13 protein-coding genes and 1 pseudogene are annotated in these 15670 nt (G+C 45.7%); 9 read left to right on the top strand and 5 right to left on the bottom strand.

Annotation, left to right across the window (positions count from 1 at the left end; all coding sequences use genetic code 11):
- From ACFSRY_RS20540 to ACFSRY_RS20530, 3 genes and pseudogenes are all read right to left on the bottom strand, one after another.
- A pseudogene (locus tag ACFSRY_RS20540) lies at window positions 1-414 on the bottom strand (hypothetical protein); the annotation flags it as partial.
- Window positions 415-465: 51 nt separating this feature from the next.
- Window positions 466-798, bottom strand: a complete 333-nt coding sequence (locus tag ACFSRY_RS20535; RefSeq protein WP_377512767.1) for a hypothetical protein — start codon at window positions 796-798, stop codon at window positions 466-468.
- Between the two features lie 5 nt (window positions 799-803).
- Window positions 804-1871, bottom strand: a complete 1068-nt coding sequence (locus tag ACFSRY_RS20530) for an Ldh family oxidoreductase (protein WP_377512764.1) — start codon at window positions 1869-1871, stop codon at window positions 804-806.
- Between the two features lie 186 nt (window positions 1872-2057).
- Between ACFSRY_RS20530 and ACFSRY_RS20525 the strand changes: the two genes are divergently transcribed.
- The gene (locus ACFSRY_RS20525; protein ID WP_377512761.1) at window positions 2058-4436 is read left to right on the top strand and encodes a hypothetical protein; all 2379 of its coding nucleotides are present in this window, start codon (window positions 2058-2060) and stop codon (window positions 4434-4436) included.
- A gap of 128 nt (window positions 4437-4564) precedes the next feature.
- On the opposite strand, the gene ACFSRY_RS20520 is transcribed toward ACFSRY_RS20525, so the two are convergent.
- The gene (locus tag ACFSRY_RS20520; RefSeq protein ID WP_377512758.1) at window positions 4565-5503 is read right to left on the bottom strand and encodes a Ppx/GppA phosphatase family protein; all 939 of its coding nucleotides are present in this window, start codon (window positions 5501-5503) and stop codon (window positions 4565-4567) included.
- Window positions 5504-5697: 194 nt separating this feature from the next.
- Window positions 5698-6591: a class I SAM-dependent methyltransferase gene (locus ACFSRY_RS20515; RefSeq protein ID WP_377512755.1), complete on the bottom strand. Its 894-nt coding sequence runs from the start codon at window positions 6589-6591 to the stop codon at window positions 5698-5700.
- A 105-nt stretch (window positions 6592-6696) separates the two neighbouring features.
- On the opposite strand from ACFSRY_RS20515, the gene dapF reads away from it, so the two are divergent.
- From dapF to ACFSRY_RS20475, 8 genes are all read left to right on the top strand, one after another.
- Entirely contained in the window at window positions 6697-7479 is a 783-nt protein-coding gene (dapF, locus tag ACFSRY_RS20510) for a diaminopimelate epimerase (RefSeq protein ID WP_377512751.1), read from the top strand.
- A gap of 12 nt (window positions 7480-7491) precedes the next feature.
- The gene (locus tag ACFSRY_RS20505; RefSeq protein ID WP_377512748.1) at window positions 7492-8013 is read left to right on the top strand and encodes a GNAT family N-acetyltransferase; all 522 of its coding nucleotides are present in this window, start codon (window positions 7492-7494) and stop codon (window positions 8011-8013) included.
- Between the two features lie 234 nt (window positions 8014-8247).
- On the top strand, window positions 8248-11619 hold the full coding sequence (gene secA / locus ACFSRY_RS20500) for a preprotein translocase subunit SecA (RefSeq protein WP_377512745.1): 3372 nt from the start codon (window positions 8248-8250) through the stop codon (window positions 11617-11619).
- A gap of 30 nt (window positions 11620-11649) precedes the next feature.
- Window positions 11650-12360, top strand: coding sequence for a deoxyribose-phosphate aldolase (deoC, locus tag ACFSRY_RS20495; RefSeq protein ID WP_377512742.1), 711 nt, complete (start codon window positions 11650-11652; stop codon window positions 12358-12360).
- Window positions 12353-12874 carry a sporulation protein gene (locus ACFSRY_RS20490; RefSeq protein ID WP_377512739.1) on the top strand — a complete coding sequence of 174 codons (522 nt, stop codon included), beginning with the start codon at window positions 12353-12355 and terminating at the stop codon, window positions 12872-12874. Before deoC ends, ACFSRY_RS20490 begins: the two co-directional genes overlap by 8 nt.
- A gap of 106 nt (window positions 12875-12980) precedes the next feature.
- Complete coding sequence (locus ACFSRY_RS20485; protein WP_377512736.1) at window positions 12981-14171, top strand: M20 metallopeptidase family protein; 1191 nt, start codon at window positions 12981-12983, stop codon at window positions 14169-14171.
- Complete coding sequence (locus ACFSRY_RS20480) at window positions 14168-14962, top strand: hypothetical protein (protein WP_377512733.1); 795 nt, start codon at window positions 14168-14170, stop codon at window positions 14960-14962. The genes ACFSRY_RS20485 and ACFSRY_RS20480 overlap by 4 nt, the downstream gene beginning before the upstream one ends.
- Before the next feature lie 153 nt (window positions 14963-15115).
- Window positions 15116-15631 (top strand): Hsp20/alpha crystallin family protein, encoded by a 516-nt coding sequence (locus tag ACFSRY_RS20475; RefSeq protein ID WP_377512730.1) that lies wholly within the window; start codon window positions 15116-15118, stop codon window positions 15629-15631.
- Window positions 15632-15670 lie beyond the last annotated feature (39 nt).

Raw genomic sequence — 15670 nt, 5'->3', positions numbered from 1 at the left:
CACCAGGTTCCTGTGCTTTTTCATCCAGTGTTTTGAGTTAGTGGTGTTATGATAGCTTTTCTTTGGCTGAACCAGCAGTCCCTTCTCCCGGAGGATGGAAAAGAACTTGTCTCTTCCCACCTTCAGCTCTGCTTCATCGGCTCTTTGCTGGGCGGCAGCCAGTTGGGCCTCCAGTTCTTTGATGCGTTGGTTAGGGGTCTGGGACATAAGGTGGGGTGGATTGCTGTCCCAAGTTAAGCGTCCGTGCTTGCGAAGCCAAACCAAAACGGTGCTTCTGCCCTGGATGCCGTACTTTTTCTGGGCCTGTTTATACGTCAAGTCCCCACTCTCTACCTCAGTTACCACTTGTAGGTTAAAGCCTAAGGAATAATCGCGCTGACTGCGCTTGCTTTTTTTCTCTGCTCCTTTTTCCATAATAGGTTGTTTTAAGTGTCAACCTATTTTAGGATGTCTTAAACAACTGTTTTATGTAGCTGCCAGTGCAAATTGGAAAAGGCTAAAGTTGAAGTAGAGTAAAGTAACTGCCACAATCACGCCTACTAAAAGATTAGCAAGAGACGAATCTCTCTCCCGGATATCACGCACTCCCCAGTATATAAAGGCAAAGAGTGAAGCTATCGCATAAGAAAGAGAAAGAATAGGTATGATCAGTAAAACCTCTACAGAGGCAAATCGCCAGAAAAAATTAACTCCTAACCAGGCTAAGCTTAATACCCAGGCCACTACCAGCATCAAGATACTGCGCTTTGAGGAGCGCAGGCCAATATTTCTGAGCATCTGTGCTGTAGCAGAGGCCATAGTGTTTACAGTTTTAGCTTGAATCTCTTCGCTAATGCTTCAAGGTCACGCTCCACAGGTGTAAGCAGTGGGATGCCTTTCTTCAGGCGCTTTTCTGTCATTAAACGTTCAGGGTCGCCTGGTATCAGCACAGACTTTTCGCCCTTCTTTACACTTGCACTGCGGAAAGTATCGATCCAGTTGTCCATATGCTTCTTGAACTCATCGGCAGGGCGGAAAGCATCAATACGCATTGCCCCAAGAAAATGTCCTATGCCTTCTCCTACAGGGTCTGAAGGAGGATCTAAAAAACTTACAAAAGGAGGTACCCACGGACCATAATTTGCACCAGACAGCACAGCGGAGAATATATCAACAATAGAAGCAAGGGCATAGCCTTTATGGCTGCCATGCGTCTTATCGCCTCCCAATGGCAGCAGAGCGCCACCTTCTTTTAACTCATTGGCATTGGTAGAACGCTGACCTTCTTTGGTTTGTATCCAACCCACAGGAGCCTTTTTTTCTTTGCGTTGCAGAATTTCTAGTTTTCCATTAGCAGCAGAAGCCGTGGCAAAGTCAGCTACAAACGGTGGATTCTTGGCGGCAGGTATAGCAACAGCTATAGGGTTAGTACCTAACATCCTTTCTGTTGAAAAAGTCGGGGCAACCAGTGGAGAGGCGTTTGTCATAGCTATTCCGATCATGTCTGAAGAGAGTGCCTCCATGGCGTGATAACCGGCAATTCCAAAGTGGTTAGAATTTTTTACCGTCACCCAGCCTGTTCCTACCTGCTCCGCTTTGCTAATAGCAATATCCATGGCGCGTGGCGCGATAACCAGGCCTAAGCCCCCGTCACCGTCTATAGTTGCAGTGCTGGGTGTTTCGTGCACAATACGCATCTTTGGCTTTGGATTGATACGACCCGCTTCCCACAGCCTAACATAGCCACTCAGGCGAGCTACACCATGAGAGTCCACGCCACGGAGGTCTGCTTCGAGCAACACCTCTGCAGCTAGTTTGGCGTCTTTTGGCGGACAGCCCATGCAAAGGAACACCTCCTGTGCAAAGTCAAACAGTTGTCTGTATGGATACATAATTAGTTGCGATTTCAAACCGCCAAATTAAGAAATAATCATGAATGGGGTGAGTTTAGACTTGCTGATCCACTCTTAAATCATCCAAAAGGAAAGAAATATATGCTTTTTGTATACTTTCGCGGAATTGCTGCTTGTTATGGCCCAGATTTTGTCTTAGCTGTAAAAGGCGATAAGACTTAACTTATGAAACGAACTCTACTATTCATCCCCCTGCTGTTCGCTGTTCTTATGGCGCAGGCGCAAACAAAAATAATTTTTGAGGAGACTACCTCTGATGCTTACCTCATGAAGCATGGCTCCGGTTCCGCAGAAAGCCAGCAGCATTTAAACGCTATTGTTTCCCTGCTAGGTGAAGCGGGCGTAAGTGCCCAAGGTGGCCGCCCTTCCCGGAGCCCGGAATACACAGTGCGTGTGGAGCAGCAGGCTCGCATCACAGATACCGGCAATAATTTATTGCTGAAGGTTAAAATAAGCCGAATTTCTGTGGGCGGCGATACAAATATCAAAGGATTTGATGTGAGTGAGGTGCTGAGGCCGGAAGAGCTTCTTTATAAGGTAAAGCTCCTTAATGCAAAAAATGAGCTTGTTAAGGAGTTCGTAAACCAGCGTGTTCTCCTAAGCGGGAATGATCTGAGTATGCTGGAAGTGACCATACCAGATACTGCAGCCAATCAAAACTTCAAGTTAAAAATAGAAGAGAAGCAGGTGTTGTTTACTGCTGCTGACGTGCAACGTGTAAAAGATCGTCTGGCGTTAATTCGTAGTTATTTTGCAGCGGATGCCACAGTGCTACGTGCGTTACAGGACGTTACTCTTGTTCGCCCGGATGATATTGACAGGCTGCCGCTGCAGGAGCGCAATCTGCGAGACTTGGAGACTGTGTATGCTGATCTTAAGAATCAGTTTCAGGGAAAACTGAACCTGGAGCAAAATGATCCACAGCGACTCAGCTATAAGATGAAGCAGCTGCACGAGACATTACTGGAGAGGCGCCGGGCAATAGATCATGCGTTTGCCACACTCGACCAGCAGTTTTTTAACCGAGGTATCCATTTCCTGAATAACGGCAATCGTTCTGCCGCACAGGCTTACTTTGCTAAATCAGTAGACGCTAACCCTAAGTTTGCGCCTGCACACGTGCAGCTTGCCCGCCTCGATTTCATGAATGGCTATATAAGAGAAGCTACAAACAGAACACGCGATGTGCTTACCCGCATGCGCGTTGACCGGGAAACAGAGGCAATAGCGATGACGCTGATGCACGAAATTTATACTGCGCACATTGGGACCGGCAACAGCCTTACAAACAGAGGGGAGTACCATAATGCGTTAGCAGCATTCGCAGAGGCAAGAGATATTTGTAGCACCATCGGAGGTCTTCGCTGCAGCATGGCTGCTCTTAATGATGGAGAGGCACGAGCCGCCACAGGAGCTTACCGTGCTATGGTGGATAACGGTAGACGCCTGCTTGCCCGCAATGATTTAAAAGAAGCCGAGCGTGCCGCTGAAGAAGCATTGGGCTTTCAGGAGGAGTATGACTTTGTATTGAGCCGGGAGAAAGAAGCAACAGAACTGCTAGGGCAGGTAAAGTTTCAGTATTACCTGCAGCACATAGACCTGGGAAAGCGCCACCTGAACCAGCAGAATTTCTCTGCTGCCCTTAGTCAGTTTGAAAGTGCACTGAGCCTTGAGAATAAATATGCGTTCAAGCCTGTTCAGGAGCTAGGGAGATTAGCGCAGCAGGCTGCTAAGCCAGTGCTTCTGGCGAAGCTGTCTGAGGGATATGAGCAGGCAATACAAAATAAGTTAAGCTATGCCCGGCAAACAGCTTCTACCGCCGCAGATATGCAGAACCGCTACGGACTCCAGTCGGATGCTGAAGTGCTTAATAAGCACAACCTGCTCCGTGAGCGAATTTTCACTCAGGAGTGTATCAATACCCAGGCTGCTTATGATAAGCATTACCAGAATGGCTTAACCCTGGCGAAGGAGAAAAAGTTTATTGCAGCAGATCAAGCTTATCTGGCTGCTATTAGAGTGGCCGATGAAAAGAGTGAATGTGCTATAGCCACACTAACAGCACAGGACAGTCGAACTGCAATAGTGGCGGCGGCTACATACCAGCGTATGATGGAGAGCGTTGAGCGTCAGGTTGGTAAAAAGCGGTATGCAGAGGCTGTTCAGGAGCATAACCAGGCGCGTGATTACTACCTGGCAAACAAGGTCAGCAAGTATGGCTTGGATCATATTTCCCTGTATAACTTTGCAAAGGATAACAGGAATCAGAATTTTACTGCATATGTGGTGGGATATCTGGCCGGAATAAACGAAGAAGAGGTTTCTATACAGCTTCTGACTACGCTGTTGGATAAGGGCTATGCTAAACGCAAAACTAAAAAGGTGCAGGAGCAGCTTGGTAAGCAGCTGGCGTTAAAAGATACAACCCGAAATCATGGGCAAGCTGTAGAGGTGCTGGCTGTACAGTACACTCAAAATCATAAAGGACTGAAAAAGCTGAGAAAGGCTTATAAGAAGGAGAGCAAGAGGCTGGCAAAAGGATAGTTGGTTCTCCCTTCACAAGAAAAGCGCAGCCCCGGAACAAACTACTTCCGGGGCTGCGCTTTTTTAATAAACGTTTTCCTGAATTGAACTGGTTTGGTGAGCAATGCTAGAGTAGACAGGAAGTTTAATTACATACTTGCTAAAGCCTGCTGTAGCACCCCCTCTTTCAGCGCATATGCTGATACCCGAATCGTCTGGAGGTTATACTTCTGAAGCACAAAGTCCACAGCTATACTTGCTAATACAATCATATCTACACGCATCTCCAGCATACCCGGTATAGCTAAACGCTCCTCATGGTTTTTCTGTAGCAGCTCTTGGTGAATGCGGTAAAAGTCTTCTAATGCCAGCACAGAAGCAGCAGGTTGTACTTGTTGACGTGAGGTGTCGCCTTTTTTCAGTGCATCAATGTCACAAAGCGTATCAAATGTGCCGGATGAGCCGACTAATACAACAGGTCTATACTCGGCTACTGCTTTGGTTAACGGCTGCAGTTTCTCCGTTAGGTAGGCTTTTTCGGCGGCTACATTTTCAGGTGAGATAGGGTCTTGGGTAAAGAATTTATCCATCAGGCGCTGTGCTCCAACTTCAAAACTTTGCTTCCAGAATATGTCCTGATCATTACAGATAACAAACTCCACACTGCCTCCGCCAATGTCCATGATAAGGGAGGTCTGCTTATCCAGTACACCAGCAGACCGGACCCCAAAGTAAATTAACTCGGCTTCGCGTGCGCCATCAATTATTTCTACCGTTATATCTGTCTGTTTAAAAACATCTTTCACAAAATCATCTCCATTGCTGGCATTACGCACCATACTTGTAGCCATAGCCCGTACTGTCTCAACACCATACTCATCGATCTGCTTACGGAAATCTTTCAGGGTTTTAATGGCACGTTCATAGGATTCGGGTGCGATAGCTCCATTACTGATACCACCCTGGCCCAAACGTACAGGTACCTTTGTTCTGACGAAGTCATTGTGCTTTCCATTTTCATCTACTTCTGTAATGAGCAGGTGAAAGGTGTTTGTACCCATGTCGATAAGTGCAAGGCGTTGTCTCATGAGGGGAGGATGATATGTGAGTTTATATTATTGTTTCTTTATTATTATGCAAGCCACTAATTTCCTTCTCTGCTTGCTGCTTTCAAGAATCTATCCGTAGCAAGTTAAGTTGCAGTTGGTGTGGTTCCAAATATGCTCTTTAGCTTACAGGTTACTTACTGCAGCATACACAGAGCCATAACACAGTACTCTTGTTATTTCTTTACCGAAGTAAACCTGAAAAAAGTACCTAGTGGCAACCTGCGATTTCCGCTGTCATGCAAATACAGCTCACCCAGTTCCTCATTCTGAACCATCTCGCCAAAAGTGTCTCGCATCAGGTTGTCTAATACCATAGCCGAGAAACCCATCGAGTATAAATTGATCAGCAGGAAATAATCAGTGCCGTCCAGCATTTCGCGGCAGAGTTTGATCATTTCGTTCAGCTCATTCTCCAGTTGCCATTTCTCTCCATTCGGACCTCGCCCATAGGAGGGAGGGTCCAGGATAATACCATTATACTTGTTGCCACGCTTTACTTCACGGCGGGCATACTTCATGGCGTCTTCTACTATCCAGCGCACATTGTCAAGGTTACTGGCCTCCATATTATCGCGGGCCCAGAAGTTTACCTGCTTTATGGAGTCGAGGTGTGTAACGTCGGCACCAGCTGCCTTGGCGGCTAAGGTGGCGGCACCGGTGTAGGCAAACATGTTCAGCACTTTTGGCTGCGGCACTTTTAGCTTGCGGGTGGTATCGTAAATAAACTTCCAGTTGCTGTCCTGCTCCGGGAACAGGCCTACGTGCTTGAACGAAGATAAGCCTAAACGAAAGCGAAGCTTCAGGTCGTTATACTTATAGTTAATGAACCACTGCTCCGGCATCCCTTTCTTCAGTTTCCACTGGCCTTTTTCCTGGCTGCCTTTGTCGCGGGTAAACACAGCCTGTGCTAAACGCTGCCATTCCTGTTCAGGCAGGTGCTTGTCCCATATAGCCTGTGGCTCGGGCCTTGCTACAAAGTAATCGCCGAAACGCTCCAGCTTCTCAAAATTTCCAGAATCAACCAGCTCATAGTCAGCCCAGTTTTCTGTAGTTAAAAAGGAATACATATCTTTGTTGTTTATTTCTGGCTGTGTGCCGGTTGGGCAAAAGTACTCAATATCCGCTTAACCTTAAAAATTGCACGCAGTCGCAGATTTTTTTGTTACATAAACATGGCAATTAGCTTTTATAAGTACCAGGGCACGGGTAACGACTTTATAATGGTTGACAACCGCAAGCTCAATTTTCCTGCTGATGATGAAACGCTGGTGAAGCATCTCTGCGATCGCCGCACCGGAATTGGCGCTGATGGACTCATCTTGCTGCAGGATCACCCTGACTATGATTTTGAGATGGTATACTATAACGCTGATGGGCGTTTAGGTTCCATGTGCGGGAATGGCGCGCGATGTACTGTTCGCTTTGCCAGGCAATTAGGAGTAATCGAGGACGTAGCTTGCTTTTTAGCTGCAGATGGTGAGCACCAGGCAAGTGTGGAGCGAGATCTGATTCAGCTGAAAATGAGCGATGTGTCTGAAATAGAGCAGGTTGGAGAAGACTATTATTTAAATACAGGTTCTCCGCATTATGTACGCTTTGTGGATGATGTGGAAGAGCTGGATGTATTTGAAGAAGGCAGATCCATCAGGTACAATGACCGCTTTAAAGCAGAAGGCACTAATGTGAACTTTGTGCAGCGTTTGTCAGATGATGCGATTTTTGTGCGTACTTATGAGCGTGGTGTTGAAGACGAAACCTTGTCCTGTGGTACCGGGGTAACTGCCTGTGCTTTGGTGGCAGGATTAGAAGGTATGGAAAGTCCTGTTAGAGTAAAAACTTTAGGAGGTGAGCTGGAAGTTGCTTTTGAGCAGGAGGGAAATGTGATCAAATACATTTACCTGATCGGACCTGCAAAGCACGTTTTCACAGGTAGTTTCTCTCTTCAGCAAGTATAAAGGTAAAACAAGGTGTTTCTAACCACTAACCACACTTCCTTAAGGGCTCTAGAGCCTTCTGATCTGGATTTTCTGTATACTTTGGAAAATGATGTGGCTGTGTGGCATGTGGGGGATACGGTAACGCCCTACTCCAAATTTGTACTTGAACAATACCTTGAGAATGCTACGCAGGATATTTATACTGTGAAGCAGCTCCGGTTGGTAATTTGTAATCAGGAACAGAAGCCGGTTGGCGCTATTGATCTTTTTGATTTTGCCCCCTTGCACCGGCGAGCAGGTGTTGGCATTGTGGTAGCTGCATCGGGTCAGAAAAAAGGGCATGCTTCAGATGCACTAAGCCTGCTTCTGAACTATTGCGAAAGTACGCTTCAGCTTCATCAGGTATACTGCTCTGTTACCGTCACAAATAGTCAAAGCTTAAACCTGTTTGCTAAAGCCGGATTTAAAGAAGTTGGTGTGCGCAAGGACTGGTTAAAAACGCCTGCAGGATGGGAGGATGTAGTGGAGATGCAAAAGGTATTTGCCAGTTGATTGCTTGCAGGGCTACCTGCCACAATGCCACAACTTACCTGTTTCTGGCATAGCCAATTACATTCAGGTTGGTTAAATAGTAACTCAACTATACTTCATCGGCAAATATGGCAGATAACCTATGCAGGTGATAATATGGTATTGTTTTAGTACAGAGGCTTAGATATATCGGAAAAACAGCTATTTTTGACGATATTGCAAATAGAGGATTTCAATTAAGAACAGCATATACACATGTTTGATTTTTTCGGTAAAACCGTTGCGAAACTATTCGGAACAAAATCCGACAGGGATATAAAGGAGGTACTGCCTTATGTATCTAAAGTTAATGAAGAATACGCTAAGTTAAGTAGCCTTACGGATGATCAGCTGCGACAGAAGACTGCCGAGATCAAAGGTATAATTGATGAGCGCCTGAAGCCTATTGATGAAAAGATCGCGGCCCTGCATAAGCGCATAGCCGATGAGCCGGAGCTGAATATAGTGCAGAAGGAAAATATCTTCTCTGAGATTGATGAGTTGGAGAAGGAGCGAAACAGGGATCTGGAAGTAGTGCTTATGGAAGTGCTGCCAACAGGTTTTGCCATCGTAAAGGAAACTGCCCGCCGTTGGAAAGAAAATGGCCAGTTAGTGGTAACTGCCACTGAAATGGACCGTGACCTGGCTGCCCGTAAACCAAACGTACAGGTAGAAGGAGATAAAGCTGTATGGGCTAACAGGTGGATAGCTGCCGGTAATGAGATTACCTGGGATATGTTACACTACGATGTGCAGCTAATTGGTGGTATTGTGCTGCATCAGGGTAAAATCTCTGAGATGGCCACAGGTGAGGGTAAGACATTAGTGGCAACGCTGCCTGCTTACCTGAATGCCCTTGCAAAACGCGGGGTACACGTTGTAACGGTAAATGATTACCTGGCACGTCGTGACTCTGAATGGATGGCACCTTTGTTTGAATTCCATGGCCTGACGATTGACTGTATCGATAAGCACCAGCCAAACTCTGAGGCTCGCCGCAACGCTTATAAAGCAGACATTACCTACGGTACAAACAACGAATTTGGCTTTGATTACCTGCGCGACAACATGTCACGCGAGCCGCAGGACCTGGTACAGCGTAAGCACCATTATGCTATGGTCGATGAGGTTGACTCCGTTTTAATTGATGATGCCCGTACACCATTGATTATCTCTGGTCCGGTGCCTCGTGGTGATGAGCACGAATTTTATCAGTTAAAGCCACGCATTTCTATGCTGGTAGAGGCACAGCGCAAAGTAGTACAGGGCTTCCTGACAGAAGCGAAGCGTTTGATCAAAGAAGGAAATACACAGGATGGAGGTTTAGCTTTGTTCAGAGCTTTCCGTGGCCTTCCGAAGAGTAAGCCGTTGATCAAATTTTTGAGTGAAACAGGCAATCGTGCTATCATGCAGAAAGTAGAAAATTTCTACCTGCAGGATAACTCTCGCCAGATGCCTGAGGCTGACGAGCCGCTTTACTTCACAATTGATGAGAAACACAACCAGATTGAGTTAACAGAAAAAGGTATTGACCTGATTACCGGTCAGGGCGAAGATCCCAATTTCTTTATCATGCCGGATATCGGTGTGGAAATTGCTGAAATAGAAAATGATAAATCGCTTTCGCATGAGGAGCAGCTGCACGCTAAAGAGAAGCTAATTGCTGATTTTCAGGAGAAGTCAAAGCGTATTCATACGATTAACCAATTGCTCAAAGCTTATACTCTATTTGAAAAGGATACAGAATATATTGTAACGCCGGATCATAAAGTAAAAATTGTAGATGAGCAGACGGGCCGCGTAATGGAGGGCCGCCGTTATTCAGATGGCTTGCACCAGGCCATTGAAGCGAAAGAAAATGTGAAGGTAGAAGATGCAACGCAGACTTACGCTACAGTTACGCTTCAGAACTACTTCCGTATGTACCACAAGCTTTCTGGTATGACGGGTACTGCCGAAACAGAGGCAGGTGAATTCTGGGATATCTATAAGCTTGACGTGGTAGTTATCCCTACTAACCGCCCGATCCAAAGAAATGACGAGCATGATAAAGTTTTTAAAACTGTTCGTGAGAAATACAATGCGGTAGCAGATGAGATCGTAGAACTGACTCAAAAAGGTCGTCCGGTGCTAGTAGGTACTACTTCGGTGGAGATTTCAGAACTCCTCAGCCGAATGCTAAAACTGCGCAATATCAAGCATCAGGTACTGAATGCAAAGATGCACCAGAAAGAGGCAGAGATTGTTGCTGAAGCCGGTAAGCCGGGCACTGTAACAATTGCCACCAACATGGCTGGTCGTGGTACTGATATTAAGCTGGCGCCTGAATCAAAAGCTGCCGGAGGTCTGGCCATTGTAGGTACAGAGCGTCATGAGTCACGCCGTGTAGACCGCCAGTTGCGTGGTCGTGCCGGCCGTCAGGGTGACCCGGGGTCTTCCCAGTTCTTCGTGTCCCTGGAAGATAACCTGATGCGTCTGTTTGGCTCTGACCGTATTGCCCGCCTGATGGACCGTATGGGTCTGGAAGAAGGTGAGGTAATTCAGCACTCCATGATTACAAATTCCATTGAGCGTGCCCAGAAGAAAGTGGAGGAGAACAACTTCGGCCAGCGTAAGCGCTTACTGGAGTACGATGACGTGATGAATGCACAGCGTGAAGTAGTTTACAAGCGCCGCAGAAATGCTCTTTATGGAGAGCGCCTGGAACTGGATATCTGGAACATGATCTATGATATCAGCGAAGATGTAATTGTAAACTATAAGAACATCAGCGATTACGAAAACTTCCAGCTACATGTGCTGCGTGTATTCGGTATCGAGTCTTCTATTACAGAGGATGAATTCAAGTCTGTACCGGCAAATCAGCTATCAGAGCGTCTGTACAACGAGGCCCTAAACCATTACCTGGAGAAAAATAAGAAAACAGCTGAGCAGGCTTACCCAATCATTGCAGATATCCACCTAAACCGTGGGCCAATGATTGAGAACGTAGCTGTACCGTTTACAGATGGCAAGCGCCAGATTGCCGCAGTTGCTAATCTTACTAAGACTTATGAGTCGAAAGGGCAGGAGCTGCTTCGTGCAATGGAGAAGATCATTACCCTGGGTACTATCGATCAGGCATGGACAGAGCACCTGCGCCAGATGGATGACCTGAAGCAATCGGTGCAGAACGCAGTGTACGAGCAGAAGGATCCACTCCTGATTTATAAGTTTGAATCATTTGAATTGTTCAAGCGCATGATCGGTAAGGTAAATGAGCAGACAATTGAGTTCCTGTTCCATGCCTTCATACCAGTGCAGGCACCTGAGCAGGTGAAAGAGCCACGTCCGCAGCAAATGCCGAAGCCGCCCGTACTGAAGGAGCAGAAGCAGGAGGTGCATTCTTCTCTGGAAGATGAAACAGGGCATACCACAGCCCCTTCTGCAGCTCCTGAAAGAATAATGCCAGCACATTCACAGAAAGTAGCAGGCAGAAACGACAGGGTAAGCGTGCAGTATACTGACGGCCGTGTACTGAAAGATGTTAAGTTTAAAACAGTAGAAGACGATCTGATGCACAATCGCTGTGTGCTGATCGAAGAATAGTATAAGAAGCAGCCATTAACTTAATTGTTAATGGCTGCTTCTTATACCCTGACTTTTCTTTCTAATTCCTCTATTGTTATGACCAGAGAAGAACTAGCCTCTTTCATAGACCATACGCAGCTACGCCCGGAAGCGACCGAAGAACAAGTGTTACAGCTGTGTGATGAAGCCCGAAATTATGGATTTGCAGCTGTTTGTATTCCGCCATGTTATGTACAGGCTGCTAAAGAGCGCCTTGGTCCGGGTTCCCTTGTTAAGCTGGCAACTGTTGTTGGGTTCCCGCTGGGGTACCAGCACTCAAAGGTGAAATTCCTGGAGACACACCAGGCAATTGCAGATGGAGCCGATGAGATTGATGTGGTGATGAATATTTCCGCCTTTAAGTCTGGGAAGTATGAGGATGTAGAAAATGAGCTTGGGGATCTTGCGAAGTTTTGCCATCTGAAAGAAGCAGCGCTGAAAGTAATTATTGAAACGGCACTTTTAACAGAGCAGGAAATAAAGAAGGCTTGTGAATTGTGTGTGAATGCCGGAGTAGACTACGTTAAAACATCTACTGGTTTTGCCTCTGGAGGTGCTACGGTAGGAGATGTAAGGCTGATGCGCCGGATCTTACCAGGCACAATAAAGATCAAAGCAGCCGGAGGTGTTCGAACAATAGAGGATGCTGAAGCGTTAATTAAAGCCGGAGCCGATAGGCTCGGATGCTCGGCGAGTATTAAGTTAGTAACCCATGAATAAAATTATCACTCTTTTTCTTGTGCTGGCAGTTGTGTTATCTACTGCCTGTGCATCGTCGGCAGGCAAAGGAACCGGAAGAACAGATAATGGTGGCTCCAGAACAACAGGGAAAGAAAAGGTAAATGAAGATCTTAGCGTTTACCGCCCCAAGTATTCAGTACCAGATGCAGCACCTGTTACACGTGTAGAGCCAACCCACCATGTAAATGATAAGGTGGCTGTGCTGATGGATACTGTAGCCAGTGTAAACAAGAATATAAAGTATGCACAAGGTTATAGGATCCTGGCTTATAATGGCTCAGAACGTCAGAAAGTGATGAACCTGCGCAAGTCCATCATCTCCAGAGTACCTGAGGTAAAAGACTATCTAACGTATCAGCAACCAAATTTCCGATTGAAGATAGGAGACTTTTTCAGCCGTGTAGAGGCACAGCAGGTATTAAATCAGCTATCGGACCTAATTCCGAATGCGCAGATTGTACAGGATCAGATAAATATCGATAAGTCTTATTAGCTTTAAGCAACAGAAGATAAAGGCAATAAAGGCGTTGTAACCTCTTCTGGTTACAACGCCTTTTGTTTATAAGCTTAAAATTTAAACGCTGCTCAACAACCGAAATATGATCACACCAGATAGAGTAAAACAGTTAGCGCAGGAGTATGCGCCTGATGCTGTGCAGGTACGCCGGCATATTCATGCCAATCCGGAACTCTCTTTTGAGGAGCACAACACGGCTGCTTATGTAAGGCAGGTATTAGAAAGCTATGGCATAGCATCTGTGAGTCTGGCTGAAACAGGTGTGGTAGCACTAATTGAGGGTAAAAACCCTGAGAAAAAAGTAATAGCCCTGCGTGCCGATTTAGATGCGCTGCCTATTGTAGAAGCAAACGAGGTAGCATACAAATCAAAGAGTACAGGGGTTATGCATGCCTGCGGTCATGATGTGCATACTTCCTCCCTGTTAGGTACTGCCCGTATTCTGCAGAATCTGAAAGAGGAGTTTGAAGGTACTATAAAGTTAATATTTCAGCCAGGGGAGGAGAAGTTTCCGGGTGGTGCTTCCATCATGATCAAGGAAGGTGTCTTGCAGAATCCTGCTCCTTCAGGAATTGTAGGTCAGCATGTGTTTCCGATGCTTCCTGCAGGTAAGGTTGGCTTCCGATCCGGTATGTATATGGCAAGTGCCGATGAAATATATATCACAGTGAAAGGTAAAGGTGGGCACGCCGCAATGCCTGAAATGAATATTGATCCAGTATTGATAGCCTCACATTTGATTGTGGCGTTGCAGCAGATTGTGAGCCGCCATGCCAGCCCTAAAGTGCCCTCTGTGCTTTCATTTGGTAAGATAGAGGCTAAAGGGGCTACCAATGTGATACCGGACGAAGTAAAAATAGAGGGAACTTTTCGGACCATGAATGAGGAGTGGCGAAAAGAGGCGCACAAGAAAATAAAGAAGCTGGCTGAGGGTCTTTGTGAAAGTATGGGAGGAAGCTGCGAAATTGATATCAAGAACGGTTATCCCTTCCTTAAAAATGACCCGGAGCTAAATGAAAGAGCCCGCGCAGCTGCTGAAAACTATTTAGGGCAGGATAATGTGGTAGATCTCGACCTTTGGATGGGTGCTGAAGATTTTGCCTATTATTCGCAGGAAGTTCCGGCATGCTTTTATCGCTTGGGTACCAGAAACGAAGAACGTGGTATCGTATCCGGAGTTCATACTCCCACCTTTGATATAGATGAGGCTGCTATGGAAACAGGTATAGGCTTGATGGCCTTTGTGGCGATAGAAGAGCTGAAAAGCATATGAAGAAGCTGTGCCTCCTGCTGTTGCTCTCTCTGCCCCTCACAACTTTTGCACAAAGCAAAGTAACAGCGCCTGTTGCCATATGGCCGGAATTGCAGTTAAGCTATGGTGTAAAGGATGATGGACTGCTGTTCTTTCGGAATCAGTACCGGGTTAACACTGATAGCCGCTTTAATGATCTCCGCACTACAGGCCTGTTGAGTAATTTTGAAAGAGTAGAACTAAGCTTAGGGTATGAGCACAAGCTTACAGAACATTGGCGGGGAGGAGGTTTAGTCCACTATGCTGCAGAAGACTTTCCTAAAATGATTTTTTATGCTTTGTTTTTGCGCCATAACGGCAAACTGAGCAGTTTGTACTTAAATAAGCAGCTCATGTTTGAGTATATTGATCAGGAGAAGCAAGATATCTATGGCCGTTTCAGACTAACGGCAGAATTGGGAAGGCGATTTCCAGTGGGCAGTAAATTTTTAACACCCGAAATTAGTTATGAGGCAGCCTTGCTTTCTGATTTTGGAAAGGAAGATAATAATGCTTCGCAGGAAAGACTGATTGATCGTACGCAGCTAAAAGTGGAGCTGAATTTTGAGGTAACAGAGAAGTTACGTATTAGTCCTTACTTTATGAGGCACACAGAATACTATTATGTGGAGGTGCCATCGGTTTATGATGAGCAAAACCAACTGGAGCAGGAGGGATATAGAACAAAGCGTAACCGCGTTTCACCTGTTATAGGTCTAGAGCTAAGGTATTCCTTTAATCGTGCTGCAAATACTGCCAGTATTACTTACTAATTTTTATGTAACTGATATATTGTCAGACACTTCTATTAATTTAGCAGGTGATAAATGACATTATTGCATGAATTAGAAGGATATTTCTAATGGCATGAATTTTACTTATAGTTAGCTGTAAAACAACATAAGCAAACTTAAAAGTAAATAACTATGGCACTGACAAGATATAATGGCATGCAGGATAGCACGTCAACTACAAATTCATTCAGCTCCATGCTGGATAGGTTCTTTAATGAATCCGTAAATTCAAGGAATTTCTCTGGCTTTACACCGCACGTAGATGCCTGCGAAACTGATAAAAATTATGAAATTGAGTTAGCACTTCCAGGGGTTAAGAAGGAAGATATTAACATTGATTTCCAGGAAGGTAAACTTACTATTACTGGCGAGAGAAAGCTGGAAAAGAGAGAAGATAACCGCCGTTATCATATGCTGGAGACGCAGTATGGTTCATTCACGAGAAGCTTTTATCTGCCGGACAAGGTAAATCCTGATAAGATCTCAGCTCATTTGGACAATGGTGTACTACTCGTAACCGTTCCAAAAGATGAGAAGAAAACAATGAAGCGGCAGATCAACATTTCTTCACCTGAAGAAGGAAATAAAAAGGTAACTGAAGAAAATGCAGCAACAGCCGGAGAAAAGGGCAAGTCTAAAAAGGCATAAGCAAAAACATTAACAAAAAAAGAGGCCGGTAAATTTGGC

Origin of the sequence: Pontibacter locisalis (assembly GCF_042684605.1) — a bacterium.
GTDB lineage: Bacteria > Bacteroidota > Bacteroidia > Cytophagales > Hymenobacteraceae > Pontibacter > Pontibacter locisalis.
This window is presented reverse-complemented; position numbering and strand designations above follow the sequence as displayed.